At 52.4% G+C, this 18,095-nt stretch carries 11 protein-coding genes; 2 read left to right on the top strand and 9 right to left on the bottom strand.

The genetic code is table 11. The features are described 5' to 3' along the window. Positions 1–70 precede the first annotated feature (70 nt). From EC840_RS08525 to tkt, 8 genes are all read right to left on the bottom strand, one after another. Entirely contained in the window at positions 71–1,339 is a 1,269-nt protein-coding gene (locus EC840_RS08525) for an MFS transporter (protein WP_112288980.1), read from the bottom strand. Positions 1,340–1,399: 60 nt separating this feature from the next. Then, positions 1,400–4,498, bottom strand: coding sequence for a beta-galactosidase (locus EC840_RS08520; RefSeq protein ID WP_132964970.1), 3,099 nt, complete (start codon positions 4,496–4,498; stop codon positions 1,400–1,402). Between the two features lie 149 nt (positions 4,499–4,647). Further along, positions 4,648–5,730, bottom strand: a complete 1,083-nt coding sequence (locus tag EC840_RS08515) for a LacI family DNA-binding transcriptional regulator (protein WP_132964968.1) — start codon at positions 5,728–5,730, stop codon at positions 4,648–4,650. A 24-nt stretch (positions 5,731–5,754) separates the two neighbouring features. Then, a complete protein-coding gene (locus tag EC840_RS08510) occupies positions 5,755–6,135 on the bottom strand; it encodes a lysozyme inhibitor LprI family protein (RefSeq protein ID WP_112288983.1) in 381 nt (126 codons plus the stop codon). A 133-nt stretch (positions 6,136–6,268) separates the two neighbouring features. Then, on the bottom strand, positions 6,269–7,348 hold the full coding sequence (gene fbaA / locus EC840_RS08505) for a class II fructose-bisphosphate aldolase (protein WP_112288984.1): 1,080 nt from the start codon (positions 7,346–7,348) through the stop codon (positions 6,269–6,271). Positions 7,349–7,477: 129 nt separating this feature from the next. Beyond that, positions 7,478–8,641, bottom strand: a complete 1,164-nt coding sequence (gene pgk, locus EC840_RS08500; RefSeq protein ID WP_113878239.1) for a phosphoglycerate kinase — start codon at positions 8,639–8,641, stop codon at positions 7,478–7,480. A 72-nt stretch (positions 8,642–8,713) separates the two neighbouring features. Beyond that, on the bottom strand, positions 8,714–9,730 hold the full coding sequence (gene epd, locus EC840_RS08495; RefSeq protein WP_112288986.1) for an erythrose-4-phosphate dehydrogenase: 1,017 nt from the start codon (positions 9,728–9,730) through the stop codon (positions 8,714–8,716). Positions 9,731–10,231: 501 nt separating this feature from the next. Continuing rightward, complete coding sequence (tkt, locus tag EC840_RS08490; RefSeq protein ID WP_132964966.1) at positions 10,232–12,226, bottom strand: transketolase; 1,995 nt, start codon at positions 12,224–12,226, stop codon at positions 10,232–10,234. A 248-nt stretch (positions 12,227–12,474) separates the two neighbouring features. Here tkt and EC840_RS08485 point away from each other — a divergent pair, with 248 nt between their 5' ends. Then, a complete protein-coding gene (locus EC840_RS08485; RefSeq protein WP_129637929.1) occupies positions 12,475–13,227 on the top strand; it encodes a M48 family metallopeptidase in 753 nt (250 codons plus the stop codon). Between the two features lie 349 nt (positions 13,228–13,576). Here the strand turns inward: EC840_RS08485 and speA are convergent, their stop codons facing one another. Beyond that, the gene (gene speA / locus EC840_RS08480) at positions 13,577–15,559 is read right to left on the bottom strand and encodes a biosynthetic arginine decarboxylase (RefSeq protein WP_113878236.1); all 1,983 of its coding nucleotides are present in this window, start codon (positions 15,557–15,559) and stop codon (positions 13,577–13,579) included. An 880-nt stretch (positions 15,560–16,439) separates the two neighbouring features. Between speA and metK the strand changes: the two genes are divergently transcribed. After that, on the top strand, positions 16,440–17,591 hold the full coding sequence (metK, locus tag EC840_RS08475) for a methionine adenosyltransferase (protein ID WP_112288996.1): 1,152 nt from the start codon (positions 16,440–16,442) through the stop codon (positions 17,589–17,591). The last annotated feature ends 504 nt before the right edge of the window (positions 17,592–18,095 follow it).

The following is an 18,095-nucleotide window of genomic DNA, read 5'->3' as shown; positions in this document are numbered from 1 at the left end:
AGCAAGTGTGCTTTAAGGTTAACTAACAATGCGATGAAGTGCCAATCCTGTAGGAAAGACTTCAGATAAATTAAGAATTTGCGTGACTGTTTTTCAGCGACTCGGGCGTTTTGAAGGCCTGCAATGGCCCGCGACCACTCAGCGTAAAGGCTGAGATTATCGTGAAGGTCAGTGCGACCAAGCCCAGGATCAGATACGTTCCGTGGAAACCGATACGGTCATACATATTGCCCGCGAACACCGACATAAAGATGATTGCCACCTGTTTGAAGAAGCAGAACGTCACCAGATAAATCGTCGCAGAGAAGCGCACCTCAAATACGGACGTAATGTATTTAAAACAACCGACAATCAGGAACGGCACCTCGAACATATGCAGAGTTTTCAGTACCACCACTTCCAGCGGTGATGACGCGAAAGACGAGCCGATGATGCGTACAGACATAATTGTCCCGGCCAGCAGCAGCGCATTCTTGCCACCAATGCGGTTCACAATCAGCGGCGCGAAGAACATGATACAGGCGTTAAGCAGTTCGCCCATGGTGGTCACATAACCAAAGACGCGCGTCCCTTCAGAAGATGATGTGAAGAACGAGGTAAAGAAGTTGGCAAACTGCTGGTCAAACACGTCGTACGTGCAGGAAACGCCGATGACGTACAACGCCAGGAACCACAGTTTTTTATCTTTCAGCAGTTCGACGGCCAGTTTGAGATTGAACGGTTTGCTGTTCGCGCCCAGTTCGTTAGCCACGCGGGCGCTGGAGGTGACTTCAGGTTTGGCGATCAGCAACAGAATCGCGAGGATCACCGCACAGCCGGAACCAAGCCAGAACACGAACTCATTGTTGATGGTGAACATGATACCGACTACCGACGCACACAGCGCCCAGCCGACACAGCCAAACATGCGGGCACGACCAAATTCAAAGCTGCTGCGGCGGCTGACTTTCTCAATATAGGCTTCAATGGCAGGCGCACCGGCGTTATAAATCAGGCCAAGGTAAATCCCGCCAACGACCGAACCGAGATAAATATTAATTTTCAGTAACGGGCCAAACACGTAGATAAAGAAGGGCGCGAACAGGATCAGCATACCGGTGATGATCCACAGCAGATGCTTTTTCAGCCCCAGTTTATCGGCGAGTAAACCGAACACCGGCTGGAATAACAGCGAGAACAGCGAAATGCTGGCGAAGATAATGCCGGTGTCGCTTTTGCTGATCTGGTTAATATCATGCAGCCAGATCGGGAAAAACGGGAAGTAGGCACCCATGATGAAAAAGTAAAAGAAGAAGAACAGCCCGAACATCCAAAAGTTAGTATTTTTCAGGTAATACATAAGCAGTTTCCTTACGTCTGAATATCGCGCCGCCGGGGATTAACACGGCGGCGCAGGCTGTCAGGCACGTTTCATGGTGAACGAATAATGATACTGACCGGCTGTCAGCAGGAAATCCGGGCTGACGCTCGGGCTCCACGAATCATCGCCGCCGACGCCCATATGGAAGCCGTCGATGTTCAGCCAGGTGCCCTCTTCTTCACGCAATAAATGACGATGACTGGTCTCCATCAGCTGTTGCAGGCTGTAGCGGCTAAGACCAAAGTGGAAATTACCGCGCAGTTTCCATCCGGCATATTCCAGCTCATGGGTATCCCCGCGCAGGCCGTTTTCGGTCGGAAAAACGTATGGGGTATAGAGTTCGCCAAGTGGCAAAGTCCATCGCCCATGTTGTGCGGCCAGACGGCGATCCGGGTAGTTTTCGTGTGGCCCCAGCCCCAGCCAGCTGACGTTTTCTGCTGTTTCTGCCAGCTGACAGGTCAGGCCAATGCGCCCCGGCGACGGTACGTTTGCTGCCACACGCACATCGGCACTGATATGCAACTCACCCTGATTATCGATGCGGAAAATTTTGCGGCTCAGCAGGCGCATTTCCTCGCCCGCCATAAACGCGTGCGTGGTAATAATCACCACGCCGTCCTGCAACTGATCGGCGGAGATATTCAGCAGACGCGATTCCAGCTGATACATGCCGGCGGCTTTCCAGCGCTCCACCCAGGCATTCGGATCGATACGTGTGACTTCGCTGACGCCGATATCGTTATCCACCGGCGCACGGACAAACTGGTCGCGCAGTGCGCTAAGCAGGCGCGGCGTTTTGCCATCAAACCACTGTTCCAGCTGGCCGGTTTGCTGACTAAAATGCCAGCGTTGCGCGCCGTGTACTACGGAAATCAGGTCGCCCTGCTGATCCAGAACCGGCGCAGCGGCGGAGATTTTCTCCGGCACCGGCAAGGTCAGCGGCTGCGGCAGTTGCCATTGATCCCATGCGCTGCGATGCCCCGCTTCTGACCACGCAGTTGCCTGCGGCTGGTGTACTGCGACGTTCAGCCACAAATCACCTTCTGCCTGCGGGATATCGCCCAGCTCTAACGTTTGTTTACCGCATGGCGCGATATTCAGTACCGTTTCGCCCTGCGAGATGACTTCGCCGTCACGTTCAATGCGCCAGACTAACTGTTCGTTATCACTGTGACGGAACAGGTATTCACTGTGAATTTCCAGCGTCAGCGGCGAGGTGCCGGTCAGGGAGAACTGGAAGAATTGCTGGGCGCGCTGCGCTTCGAACAAGGACGGATGCGGCGTCCGGTCGGCAAATACCAGACCATTCATGCAGAACTGACGATCGTTTGGCGTATCGCCAAAATCGCCGCCGTAAGCCATATAACGTTCGCCGTCTTCGCCGGTACGCAGCAGACTCTGATCGACCCAGTCCCAGACAAAACCGCCCTGCAAGCGCGGGAACTGACGGAAGGCTTTCCAGTATTTATCGAAACCGCCGAAGCTGTTACCCATCGCATGAGCGTATTCGCAGAGGATCAGCGGACGTGTTTCATCCGGCATGCTGATCCATTTTTTAATCGACCATTTTGGTACCGCCGGGAACGGCTGATCTTGCTCAACGCGGGAATACATCGGGCAGATAATGTCAGTTGCAGCACTGTTAGCGCCGCCGCCTTCGTACTGCACAGGACGGGTCGGATCGACAGATTTGATCCAGCGGTACAGCGCGTCGTGGTTTGCGCCATGCCCGGATTCGTTGCCCAGTGACCAGATGATGATGCACGGATGATTGCGGTCGCGCTGAACCATACGTGTAACGCGTTCGCTGAAAGCGTTGAACCATACCGGATCGTCCGACAAACGGTTCATCGGTTGCATGCCGTGGGTTTCGATATTGGCTTCATCGACCACATACAGACCGTATTCGTCACACAGCTTGTACCACAGCGGATGGTTCGGATAATGCGAGCAGCGCACGGCGTTAAAGTTGTGCTGTTTCATCAGCACAATGTCACGGCGCATGGTGGCTTCATCCATCACCTGACCGTTCTCAGGATGATGTTCGTGGCGGTTGGTGCCGCGGATCAATACCGGCTGACCGTTCACTTTCAGCAGCCCGTTGCTGATTTCCACCTGACGGAAACCGACGTCACAGGCTTCGGCTTCTATAAGCTGGCCTTGCGGAGAAATAAGGGAAATCACGGCACGATACAGCGCCGGTTGTTCTGCGCTCCATAAAACCGGCTGGCTGACCGGCAGGCGCAGCGTAGTGCGGTCATATGCCGCCCCGCGCTCATCGATAATGTCGCTGCCTAGCGGTTGCTGATGTTCTGCGACCGGTTTATCGCCCTGCCATAACTGGACGCGCACCTGATAATCAGCTGCATTTTCCTGCGGCACGGCGGCACTGACCTGCACTTCCAGCTCGGCCTGCGTGAAGCCATGGAACAGATGCGTGCGCAGCTGGTAATCCGTAATCTGCTCCACCGGTTTATGCATCAACGTGACATCACGGAAGATGCCGCTCATGCGCCACATATCCTGATCTTCCAGATAGCTGCCATCGCTCCAGCGCAGCACCATCACCGCCAGACGGTTTTCACCCGAGTGCAGCACATGACTGAGATCGAATTCCGCCGGTAAACGGCTGTCCTGCGAATAGCCGATCCACTGACCGTTGCACCACAAATAGAACGCTGAATTGACGCCGTTAAACACGATGCGCGTCTGTCCGTTGCTCAGCCAGTCTTTATCCACAGAAACTGTGAGCGAGTAACAACCCGTAGGATTTTCTTCAGGCACAAACGGCGGATTGACAGGGATCGGATACTGTACGTTGGTATAAATCGGTGCGTCATAACCTGCCAGTTGCCAGTTGGATGGCACCTGTACGGGATCTGCATCCGCCAGATCCTGCTTTAGCCATTGCTCCGGGACCGCTTCCGGACGGGTGAAATAGCTGAATACCCATTCCCCGTTCAGGCTGCGTACTTTTTCTGATGGCTGATTTTCTCTGGCTTCCTGAGCATTACGCCAGCTGCTGAATGGCGGATGCGCAGGTAATCTGTTGCACTGCGTCGAGGCAGGTTTTTCCCAGTCACGGCGGGCCAGAACAGTGGCCAGCGATGATAACTTATCTTCCGCTGATGAATTCATAATTTCTCCCCGGTAAATTGTTATGCGCTCACAATAATATAAACATGCGTAACCGAAGAGAGTAAGTAAAGCGCAGGGATGCGGGAAAGGGACGCGGATCACAAAATCCGCGCCATGGACAATTAAATGAGGAACGGACTAAAAGAAGATCAGAGCGCGCTGAGCTGACGGGCGATGCGGATCAGTTCCTGCGACAACGCTTCCTGTGACACATTTTCTGCGCCAGGTCGGGCGGTGGTGTGGCGCTCAACCAGGGACGTGGGCAGCAACAGCGAGTCGCTGTGGTGATCGCCGTGATTATGCAGATGATCCACCAGCCGGTTGACGCTCTCGTGACCGAGCAGACGGAAATCCTGTTTAATGGTGGTCAGCGGCGGGAAGAAAAAGGCGCTGTCTTCGGTATCGTCATAGCCAATTACCGAGATTTGTTCCGGCACCCGCAGGCCAAACTCGTGCACAGCGCGCAAGACGCCGAGCGCCATCTGGTCATTGGCGACCAGAATCGCCGTCGGGCGCACCGGCTGATTGAGCAGTAATAACGCCTGCTGATAACCCGACGCTGCGCTCCAGTCGCCGTGCTGAACCGCACAGGGCGTAATATCGTGCGTCGCCAGCGTATTCAGCCAGCCTTCATAACGCAGGCGCGCTGAGATGGATTCAAGCGGGCCAGTCAGCACCGCGATCTGCTGATGGCCGAGCGCCAGCAAATGCTCTACGCCCTGCTTCGCCCCGCAGTGCGGATCGAACAGAATTTTAAAGACGTCAGCTTCTGGATCCACATCCAGAAACAGCGCCGGTAAATTGCCACAAAGCTGTGCGATTGAAGCCGCATCATCATTCGACAGCGGCACATTAATCAGCACGCCGTCCACCCGCTGCGACATCAGTTCGTTCACCGCCGTGCGACAGGCGGCCAGACTCAGGTTATCAATCATCGAAATCACGACGTTGAAACCTAACTGGTTTGCGCGGGTTTTCATCGCCGATGCGATTTGTGATGGGGCATGCAGCGCCAGTTCGGTGGTCGCCAGTCCGAGGGTGAAGCTTTGTTTACCCGCCAGTTGCTGGGCAACGCGGTTCGGAACGTAATTGAGCGCAGCCATCGCCTGTTCGACTTTGTTACGCGTTCTTACCGACACGTGCGCTGCCTGATTCAGTACGCGCGAAACGGTCTGATAGGACACACCCGCGTGGCGCGCGACATCATCAAGGGTGACAGATTTTGGCTTCATGGCTTTCTACCTTCAGACTTCATGTTAAGGACAGCTTAAATCGCCTTCTTCGCAGTGCAGAATGTCATTAATTTCTTTGGTGCGCTGCTCGGTTTTCTGTTGCAGACAGCCGGAATAGATCATCGGCTGAACAGAACCCCCGTCAACGCCGGAAGACATAAACGCGCAGTCGTTGTCACGAAATGCAATCCAGCTGCGCTGGGCTGCTTTGAATTTGGTTTGCTGCTCCGGTGAAAGCTGCGCCATTTTTTGTTTGTAGGCCTGATTTAACAACGCATCACTGCGTTTGAAATCCTGTCCGGCACAGATGTTCATATCCATCTGCGTCGTGGCATTTTTACAGTCGGTTTCAGCAGCATGAACAAAAGAAGTCAGGGCAAATAACGCGAACAACGCTATGCGCATAATTTTCTCCGCCAGGGGCGTTTCCGTTAACAGGACTGACATTGTGAAGATAAAACGGGCAATAAAAAAGGGGCCGAAGCCCCTTTGACGATTATCCTCACATTCCGGTGGTCAAGCACCGGAAGCGTAAGAATTACAGTACGTCGATTGCGTTCAGTTCTTTGAATGCCAGTTCCAGGCGAGTCACCATGGAAGACTGTGCAGCACGCAGCCATACGCGCGGGTCATAGAATTTCTTGTTAGGTTTGTCCGCGCCTTCCGGGTTACCCAACTGACCTTGCAGGTAAGCTTCGTTTTTCTTGTAGAACTGCAGGATACCGTCCCAGTTAGCCCACTGGGTGTCGGTGTCGATGTTCATTTTGATAACACCGTAGCCTACAGATTCTTTGATTTCTGCTGCAGTAGAACCGGAACCGCCGTGGAAGACGAAGTTCAGGCTGTTGTGTGGCAGGTTGTGTTTCTTGCACACGTATTCCTGAGAATCACGCAGGATCGTTGGAGTCAGTTTAACGTTACCTGGTTTGTAAACACCGTGTACGTTACCGAATGACGCAGCGATAGTGAAACGCGGGCTGATAGCGTTCAGTTTTTCGTATGCGTAATCAACGTCTTGCGGCTGAGTGTACAGTGCAGATGCGTCCATATGGCTGTTGTCCACGCCATCTTCTTCACCGCCGGTGCAACCCAGTTCGATTTCCAGAGTCATGTCGATTTTTGCCATGCGAGCTAAGTACTTGCTGCAAATTTCGATGTTTTCTTCCAGGGATTCTTCAGACAGGTCGATCATGTGTGAAGAGAACAGTGGCTTACCGGTTTTAGCGAAGTGAGCTTCACCCGCGTCCAGCAGACCGTCGATCCATGGCAGCAGTTTTTTCGCGCAGTGGTCGGTGTGCAGGATGACTGGCACGCCGTAATGTTCTGCCATCTGATGTACGTGGTGTGCGCCAGAGATTGCACCCAGAATTGCCGCGCCTTGTGGCACGTCAGTTTTCAGGCCTTTACCTGCGATGAACGCAGCGCCACCGTTAGAGAACTGAACGATAACCGGTGAACGGACTTTCGCAGCAGCTTCGAGAACGGCGTTGATAGAGTCGGTGCCTACGCAGTTAACCGCTGGCAGAGCAAATTTGTTTTCTTTAGCAATAGCGAAAACTTTCTGTACATCATCACCAGTGATAACGCCTGGTTTTACGAAATCAAAAATTTTAGACATAGTTCTTTGTCCTGTATTCGTCGGCCGTAGATGGATTGAATCGGTTTGCTATGTCGCGCGAGTTCCACTGTGCAGCCCCTCGCGCGGCAAAGAAGAACAGGAAGCCGTAAGCTTCCCGCTCAGGGTTCATTACTTCTTAGCACGCTCTTCCAGCATCACAACCGCTGGCAGTGCTTTCCCTTCAACGAATTCCAGGAATGCGCCACCGCCAGTGGAGATATAGGAAATTTTGTCAGCGATACCGAACAGGTCGATAGCCGCCAGAGTGTCGCCGCCGCCTGCGATAGAGAATGCTTCGCTGTCAGCAATGGCCTGCGCCACAATCTCGGTCCCTTTACGGAAGTTAGGGAACTCGAACACGCCTACAGGACCATTCCAAAGAATGGTTTTAGCGTTTTTAATGATCTCAGCCAGGCGGTATGCAGACTCATCGCCCATGTCGAGAATTTGTTCGTCATCTTTGATGTCTTTAACAGACTTCACAGTTGCAACGGCTGTTTCAGAGAACTCAGTTGCCACGCGAACATCTGTAGGAACAGGAATGTCGCAGGTTTCCAGCAATTTGCTTGCGGTACCGACCAGATCTGCTTCGTACAGGGATTTACCGACGTTGTTGCCTTGAGCAGCCACGAAGGTGTTCGCGATACCACCGCCAACGATCAGCTGGTCAGCGATTTTGGACAGGGAATCCAGAACAGTCAGTTTGGTAGAAACTTTAGAACCGCCAACGATAGCTACCATCGGACGAGCCGGGTTACCCAGTGCTTTACCCAGTGCTTCCAGTTCTGCAGACAGCAGCGGACCGGCACACGCGATTGGCGCAAATTTGCCCACGCCGTGAGTAGAAGCTTGCGCGCGGTGCGCAGTACCGAATGCGTCCATCACATAGATGTCACACAGGGCAGCATATTTTTTGGACAGTGCTTCGTCGTCTTTCTTTTCGCCTTTGTTGAAGCGAACGTTTTCCAGAACAACCAGCTCGCCTTCTGCAACTTCAACGCCATCAAGGTAATCTTTGGCCAGACGCACTGGAGATTTCAGATGTTCTTTCAGGTAGTTAACAACCGGCAGCAGAGAAAACTCTTCGTTATATTCGCCTTCAGTCGGACGACCCAGATGCGAGGTAACCATCACGCGTGCGCCTTGTTTCAGGGCAATTTCGATGGTTGGTAAAGAAGCGCGGATACGTGCATCTGACGTTACTTTGCCATCTTTAACTGGCACGTTCAGATCAGCACGGATCAGTACGCGTTTACCCGCTAAATCCAGATCGCTCATCTTAATAACAGACATGGTGAATCCTCTCGTTGATTCTCTTTAAAGTTGCTTGAAGGCAATTTCGGCCAGAAGGCCGGAACAGCCGTACTAGAAACCGCTAGCGGACATTGCCAATGTTGTATCCAACATTCGGTTGGCAAAACCCCACTCGTTATCGCACCAGACAAGTGTCTTAATCAGGTGCTGTCCACTTACCCGCGTCTGCGTTCCATCTACGATGGCGCTGTGGGGATCGTGGTTAAAATCTGTCGAGACTAATGGTAGTTCGGTATAGTCAACTATACCACGAAAAGCACCTGTTGCGGCCTTTTGCAGCAGCTGGTTCACCTCGTCTACCGTCACAGAACCCTCGACAAATACGCTCAGATCAATGGCTGTGACATTGATTGTCGGCACGCGCACCGAGATCGCCTCAAAGCGATCGCAGAATTTAGGCATGATGCGTGTGATCCCTGCGGCCAGTTTGGTATCGACAGGAATGATGGACTGGCTGGCAGCGCGCGTACGGCGTAAATCCGCGTGGTACGCGTCGATGACCGGCTGGTCATTCATCGAAGAATGGATGGTCGTTACCGTGCCCGACTCAATGCCGAAAGCATCGTCGAGCAGCTTGATCACAGGGATAATACAGTTGGTGGTGCAGGACGCATTGGACACAATGCGGTGCTGACGTTCGAGCAAATCGTGGTTCACACCGTAAACCACTGTGGCGTCAAGATCATGACCGCCGGGATGCGCGAACAGAATTTTTTTGGCGCCGGCCGCAAGCTGGGCTTCACCGTCTTCGCGACTGCCGTAAACGCCGGTGCAATCGAGCACCACGTCAATACTCAGTTCGCCCCAGGGCAACTGGCTGGCATCAGGCTGGTGAAGTAAACGGATGGAGTCATCGCCGACGTAAAGGTTTTCACCTTCCTGACGGACATCCCAGGCGAAGCGCCCGTGGCTGGAGTCGTATTTGAGCAGATGCGCCATGCCTTCAGGGCTGGCGATTTCATTGATGGCAATGACGGAGATTTCCGCCCGACGCCCGGATTCGTATAACGCGCGCAATACGCTACGGCCAATGCGACCAAAGCCATTAATTGCAATACGTATTGGCATACATCTCCCTGTTACACGGTTGTTACTCAATTTCAGTAACACCTATAGTAATGCAGCGTGCGTTTACGGTGAATCACCATCGTCATCTGTCAGCACGATGCGTGCAGCAGAAAAATTTCAGTTTCCGGCACGATAACAACCTGGTGACGATGTTAAGCTCAAATAGCCCGACTGAAACGGTTCAGCTGAGAATAAACCAAACCATGAATAAAAGGAATAATTCGTCAGCCGCAGAGGCATTAATCGCGCCGAACGCTTAAAAAAACATCAGCCAATTCCGTGTATTCACAGTGATTTTACTTTTTCATCACCTTTTCGACAGTGATTATTCTCAAAAACCGACGGATTGAAACAGCGTCAGAATGCAGGGAGTTTAGCTGAGTCCGCAGCGGAAGGGTTTGACCTGCGTCATTTCGCGCGAAACTGAGAACCGGCGCATGAAATTGCAGGCGAAAAAAAAGCACCCGAAGGTGCTTTTAAGAAGCTTTTAAGAAAGCGGAATTACTTCAGTAACGCCTGTGCCTGAGCAACAACGTTATCAACAGTGAAACCGAACTCTTTGAACAGCAGATCTGCCGGAGCTGATTCGCCGAAGCTATGCATACCGACGATAGCGCCGTTCAGGCCAACATACTTGAACCAGTAATCCGCGATACCCGCTTCAACAGCAACACGGGCTGTCACGGCTTTCGGCAACACAGATTCACGGTAAGCCGCGTCTTGTTTGTCGAAGGCGTCAGTTGAAGGCATGGAAACCACACGCACTTTGGTGCCCGCAGCCGCCAGTTTATCAGCCGCTTCCACGGTGATACCGACTTCAGAACCGGTCGCGATCAGGATCACTTCTGGTGTGCCGTCGCAATCTTTCAGCACATAACCGCCGCGCGCCACGTTTGCTAATTGCTCAGCGGTACGTGGTTGCTGGGTCAGGTTCTGACGGGAGAAGATCAGGGTAACCGGGCCGTCGTTACGCTCAATTGCGTATTTCCATGCCACAGCAGATTCAACCTGATCCGCAGGACGCCAGGTGCTCATGTTCGGCGTAACACGCAGGCTGGCGATTTGCTCAACCGGCTGGTGCGTCGGGCCGTCTTCGCCCAGACCGATGGAGTCATGGGTGTAAACGAACACGTTGCGGATTTTCATCAGCGCAGCCATACGCACGGCGTTACGCGCATATTCCACAAACATCAGGAAGGTCGCAGAGTACGGCAGGAAACCGCCGTGCAGCGCGATACCGTTGGTGATGGCGGTCATACCGAATTCACGCACGCCGTAATGGATGTAGTTACCCGCCTGATCGTCGCCGATAGACTTAGAACCAGACCACATTGTCAGGTTGCTTGGTGCCAGGTCAGCAGAGCCGCCCAGGAATTCTGGCAACACTCTACCGAAGGCTTCCAGCGCGTTCTGGGATGCTTTACGGCTGGCGATGTTTGCAGGGTTTGCCTGCAGCTGTTCGATGAATTTCTGTGCTTCGGTTTCCCAGTTCGCTGGCAGCTCGCCGTTCACACGACGTTTGAACTCTTTTGCCAGTTCCGGATGCGCTTTAGCGTAAGCATCAAACTTGTCGTTCCACGCAGCTTCTTTCGCTTTACCGGCTTCTTTCGCATCCCACTGTGCATAGATATCTTGCGGGATTTCAAACGCAGCGTATTTCCAGCCCAGCGCTTCGCGGGTTGCAGCGACTTCAGCAGCACCCAGCGCAGCACCGTGTACATCGTGTGTACCGGCTTTGTTCGGTGAACCGAAACCGATCACGGTTTTGCACATCAGCAGGGATGGCTTATCAGTCACTTTATGTGCTTCTTCGATAGCCGCTTTGATGGCGTCAGGATTGTGACCATCAACACCGCGGACTACGTGCCAGCCGTAAGCTTCGAAACGTTTAGCCGTATCATCGGTGAACCAGCCTTCTACGTGGCCGTCGATGGAGATACCGTTGTCATCATAAAACGCGGTCAGTTTGCCGAGTTTCATGGTACCGGCCAGAGAACACACTTCGTGAGAAATGCCTTCCATCATGCAGCCATCGCCCAGGAATGCATAAGTCTGGTGATCGACGATGTCGTGGCCTGGTTTGTTGAACTGTGCTGCCAGCGTGCGTTCTGCGATAGCAAAACCGACGGCGTTAGCGATGCCCTGCCCCAGCGGACCGGTGGTGGTTTCAACGCCAGCGGTATAACCGTATTCCGGGTGGCCCGGGGTTTTAGAGTGCAGCTGACGGAAGTTTGCCAGTTCGCTCATCGGCAGATCATAGCCAGTGAGGTGCAACAGGCTGTAAATCAGCATTGAACCATGACCATTGGACAGCACGAAGCGGTCGCGGTCTGCCCAGTGAGGGTTTGTCGGGTTATGGTTCAGGTAATCGCGCCACAGCACTTCGGCAATATCTGCCATGCCCATAGGGGCGCCAGGGTGGCCGGAATTCGCTTTCTGCACGGCATCCATACTAAGTGCGCGAATAGCGTTCGCAAGCTCTTTACGAGAGGACATGTTCTACTCCAGGTCGGATTAAAAAAGCAGTCAAGAAATTCATTTTCTCAGACTCGGCATTAAAACGGCAATCTCTAATCACTCTCGTGATTAAGTTCACAAAATCCGCTTTTAAATCAGTGCGTTTTTTCGGACTTACACTATAGATCGGGGGCTGCTAAAAACCTACCTTAACGCTATCCTTACAGTCAGGGTCTTTTTGTGACTGCTTTTCAACCTTTGCTTATCTTCTCTGGGAATCTGAACTGATGAAATTTCGTCCTGTTATGTTGAGTCTTTTTGCCGCGTCGCTGGTCAGCGGTTGTGCCAACGTCAATACCGATACCTTAATGCAGTCCGGCGCGCAGGCTTATCAGGCGTATACGCTGAGCGATGCCGACGTCAAAACGCTGAGCGTGCAGTCTTGTGAAGAGATGGATAAAAAAGCACAGATTGCTCCCGACGACAGTGAATACGCACAGCGCCTGAAAAAAATCTCGGCAGCACTGGGCGATAACATCAACGGCACACCCGCCAACTACAAGGTGTATCTGACCAAAGACGTCAACGCCTGGGCGATGGCCAACGGCTGTATCCGCGTTTACAGCGGCCTGATGGATATGATGAACGACAATGAAGTGGAAGGCGTGCTCGGCCATGAAATGGGACACGTGGCACTCGGCCATACCCGCAAAGCCATGCAGGTGGCTTACAGCGCGACAGCGGCGCGCTCTGCGATTTCGTCACTCGGCGGTGTCAGCGCCACCCTGTCACAATCACAGCTGGCTGATTTAGGAGAGAAATATGTCAACGCGCAGTTCTCGCAGAAACAGGAATCAGAAGCGGACGATTACTCGTTTGATTTGCTGAAAAAACGCGGCATTGATCCGACAGGTCTGGCAACCAGTTTCGAGAAGCTGGCAAAACTCGATCAGGGAAGCAGCATCGGCTGGTTTGACGATCACCCTTCTTCAGAAGCACGCGCGAAACATATTCGCGAACGTATTGCTGCCGGGAAATAATTCATCAAAGGAGAGATGCACCTGACGTTGCCTCTCTCCTGATTTCGGTAATAACGCTGATTAATAGAACATGTACTTTCGGATGAACGCTCTGATGCCCTTTTAATGCTTAAATGGCGTTATTACTATTTTGCGGGCTTTTTAGCTGTACGCCAGGATTGTTAATGGTATTGCCATTCCCCGCTGCGACTGCTTTCAGTATTCCATTGCTGTTTCGGTGGGAAGTTTCTCGGCTACCGGCACTTTTGTTGTTAACTACGAGTAATTACAGGGATTAAAAACATGTAATTATAAAAACGCCCGAATAAACTCGGGCGTTGCATAGTCATTTATTACACTTTATAAATGCTTATTCATCTTCTTCCAGATACGTATAACCGTATAAACCGGATTCAAACTCTTCGACGAACTGCGCCTGCAGTTCTGCATCCAGATCGGTTTCTTTGACCTGATCGCGGAAACGAGCCAGCAACACATTCGGATCCAGTTGCACGTACTCCAGCATGTCCGCCACGGTATCGCCTTCGTCGGACTGCTGCACTTCAATGCTGCCGTCAGGGAACACAAATACATCTACCGCGGCGGTATCACCGAACAGGTTGTGCATGTTGCCGAGAATTTCCTGATACGCGCCGACCATAAAGAAGCCCAGCACCGGCGGATTCTCTGGATCGTACGGCGGCATTGGCATGGTCGTGGCTACGCCGTCACCGTCGATGTAATGATCGATAGTGCCGTCGGAATCACAGGTAATGTCCAGCAGCACCGCGCGGCCTACCGGCGGCTTATCCAGACCTTCCAGCGGCAGAACCGGGAACAGCTGATCGATACCCCACGCATCCGGCATAGACTGGAACAGCGAGAAGTTGACGTACAGTTTGTCCGCCATACGTTCCTGCAATTCGTCGATGATCGGACGGTGTGCGCGGTTGCTTGGATCCAGCTGATCCTGAATTTTGTTACAGATATTCAGGTAGATGTCTTCCGCCCAGGCGCGCTGCGTCAGATCCAAAATCCCGTGCGCATATTGCGAATGGACGTCGTGCAAATCCATCTGGCTGTCATGCAGCCATTCACGCAGAGAACGGCGGTTTTCCGGATCGTGCATTTCGTTCCAGGTATCCCACATGCTGCCCAGTGCGCGCGGCGCATCATTTTCCGGGGCAACCGGCTCTTTGAATTCGTTGCGCTCAACGCCAATCACGTTGGAAACCAGCACGGTATGGTGCGCCGTCACGGCGCGGCCAGACTCGGTGATCACGGTCGGGTGCGGCAGGCCATGCTCATTACAGGCGTCGCCGATACCCCAGATGACGTTGTTGGCGTATTCATTCAGGCCATAGTTCACCGAGCAGTCAGACTGCGAACGGGTGCCTTCATAATCCACACCCAAACCGCCGCCGACGTCGAAGCACTGAATGTTGACGCCCAGCTTGTGCAGTTCAACGTAGAAACGCGCGGACTCACGCACACCGGTGGAAATATCGCGGATATTCGCCAGCTGTGAACCCAGATGGAAATGCAGCAATTGCAGGCTTTCCAGACGCCCTGCTTCACGCAGCATTTCGACCAGTTGCAGAACCTGAGACGCCGCCAGACCGAATTTAGATTTCTCGCCGCCGCTGGACTGCCATTTGCCGGAGCCCTGCGAAGACAGACGTGCGCGCACGCCCAGACGCGGGATCACGTTCAGGCGTTCGGCTTCTTCCAGCACCAGTTTAATCTCAGTCATCTTCTCGATAACCAGATACACCTTGTGACCGAGCTTTTCACCGATCAGCGCCAGACGAATATATTCGCGGTCTTTGTAGCCGTTACAGACGATCACGGAACGGGTCATCCCGGCGTGCGCCAGAACGGCCATCAGCTCAGCTTTTGAGCCCGCTTCCAGACCCAGCGGTTCACCGGATTCCACCAGCGATTCGATCACGCGGCGGTGCTGGTTAACCTTAATCGGGTAAACCAGGAAGTAGTCACCCTCGTAGCCGAACGATTCGCGCGCACGTTTGAACGCGGCGTTGATCGAACGCAGACGGTGCTGCAAAATTTGTGGGAAACAGAACAGTGCCGGCAGACGCTGACCGTCCTGCTCACGCATGTCTTTCACCAGTTGTGCCAAATCAACACGGGCAGAAGGCACGTCAGGATCCGGGCAGACACTGATGTGGCCCAGTTCGTTGACGTCATAATAATTGTTACCCCAATAGGCAACGTTGTAAGTGCGCAGCATCTTGCTGGCATCACGATCGTTCACGGCAACCTCCTGCATGGAGCGCAAAGAAACAGTATCGCCCGCATGTGACGGACGGTGAGACTGGATGTCATCAGACATAGGTAAATCCTCTTTCTATACTGACAACATGGCCAGCCACTATCGCAGTAACAACAGGTGAGAACAACCCGCAAGGCTGGCTTTCAGACAGGATAAAACCCTGCGAGCCACAGCCACGGGACTGTTTTCCACTCATATCATTGTAAAACACGTTTTTAGACTCCGTGTAACGAGTCGGGAGAAATCAGGGATAGATGCCCCGGGAGATTGCAGGCTACATCAGTATTGTGTCGGGATTGCGATGTTCACGCAGGCCTGAGGTTACTGAGTAGCATACCGATGTCGGCGACTGACCTGTCTGTCGTCAGGCTTTCTGAAACATCGCAAAGAAGACAGACGCTTTTCTGAATGAAAGTCTGAAAGAAGTGCTGCAGAACGCAATGAAGGCTGCAGGGGATGCTGTTGAAATGTTACAAGCGGTAAAAAGTGGGTCATTAAACTAACCACCTCCACACGTGCCACGCATCACCCGCGGGCATTCGAGCTGAGAAAACAGTAATTACTGGAATACGCTGCTTCTGCAGGGCCTGCAGAAAAATGCATAGCGCGCGCCGTTTATACCGGCAACCCGCTGTAATTGCAAAATGAAAATGAGGTGTAAATAGTTTCAGACCGTGAATATCACTGCAAACCCGCACAATAACGCCCACTCTGTCACAAAAATGACTGGCATTCAGAACGTCTGCTATCCTAAAATAGCCGTCCAGATGTTAATCCGTCCGCACGCATGGGTGGTTTAACGCGCAAACTGCTTCAAGGCTTTGCCTAATGGGGACATGCAGGACGCATTGCGACAATGTCGAGCTCAGCTCCTCATCTGCCCGTCACCCCAGTGCTATGCAGTGATATCTAACCCGTCGTATGTAAGGTAAAGAACATAATGGCTAAACACCTCTTCACGTCCGAATCCGTTTCGGAAGGACATCCAGACAAAATTGCTGACCAGATTTCAGATGCTGTCCTGGACGCAATCTTAGAGCAAGACCCAAAAGCACGTGTTGCATGTGAAACTTATGTCAAAACCGGCATGGTCCTGGTTGGCGGTGAAATCACCACCAGCGCATGGGTCGACGTTGAAGAAATCACGCGTCAGACTGTTCGCGAAATTGGCTATATCCATTCTGACATGGGTTTCGATGCCAATTCCTGCGCAGTGCTGAGCGCTATCGGCAAACAATCGCCGGACATCAATCAGGGCGTTGACCGTACTGATCCGCTGGAACAAGGTGCGGGCGACCAGGGTCTGATGTTTGGTTATGCGACCAACGAAACCGACGTGCTGATGCCAGCACCGGTAACTTACGCACACCGTCTGGTGCAGCGTCAGGCAGAAGTGCGCAAATCAGGCACCCTGCCATGGTTGCGTCCGGATGCGAAAAGCCAGGTCACTTTCCAGTATGACGAAGGTAAAATCGTCGGCATCGATGCAGTGGTGTTGTCTACTCAGCATTCTGAAGACATCTCGCTGAAAGATCTGCAGGAAGCGGTGATGGAAGAAATCATCAAACCTGTGTTGCCGGCAGAATGGCTGAACGCCGGTACCAAATACCACATCAACCCAACTGGCCGTTTCGTTATCGGTGGCCCGATGGGTGACTGCGGTCTGACCGGTCGTAAAATCATCGTGGACACCTACGGCGGTATGGCCCGTCACGGTGGCGGTGCGTTCTCCGGTAAAGATCCGTCTAAAGTTGACCGTTCAGCAGCCTACGCGGCACGTTATGTGGCGAAAAACATCGTCGCTGCCGGTCTGGCTGACCGCTGTGAAATCCAGGTGTCTTACGCTATCGGCGTGGCTGAACCGACTTCCATCATGGTGGAAACTTTCGGTACCGGTAAAGTTTCCAACGAACAGCTGACCCTGCTGGTACGCGAGTTCTTCGACCTGCGTCCATACGGTTTGATCCAGATGATGGACCTGCTGCACCCTATCTATAAAGAAACCGCAGCCTACGGTCACTTTGGTCGCGAACATTTCCCTTGGGAAAAAACCGACAGAGCAGCTCAGTTGCGCGAAGCCGCGGGTTTATAAGAAGCCCACGCGACATAAAACCTCTCAAACCCCGCCGCAAGCGGGGTTTTTTATTGCCCCGCGTTTCCCTTTAATTTCTCATTCCTTTCTCTTTTATCATTCTGACCCCCAAACGTCTTACAACGACAAGTAAAGTGAGATGTTATATCTCAATGATTTTAATGATTAATTTTCACCCCCCCTTTATATGCATTTTACTTAATACATCATGTAGATTTGCGTCACATTGAATGTTATCGTCCTCTTTTATTTAACATCCACGATAATAAAAACAAAATTTCTGATAAAAAACCTTCTTAATCAGCAGGGTGAGAATTCCGCTAAATGTTATATTTATGTTGACTGTCATTTATATTCAAACGAATAACACAAATAGCTAATTTGCATACCATTGACCTGAACATTCATTGAATCTATTATTCACCCCATCGAAAGCGTCCAGACAAATATTTACTCAAAGGGAATTAACGAAATCTTCTTCAGGATAGCGACTTATTACACATT

Source organism: Rahnella sp. JUb53, assembly GCF_004346065.1.
GTDB lineage: Bacteria > Pseudomonadota > Gammaproteobacteria > Enterobacterales > Enterobacteriaceae > Rahnella > Rahnella variigena.
The sequence above is the reverse complement of the archived record's forward strand: the minus strand, read 5'-3'. Positions and strand labels throughout refer to the sequence as shown.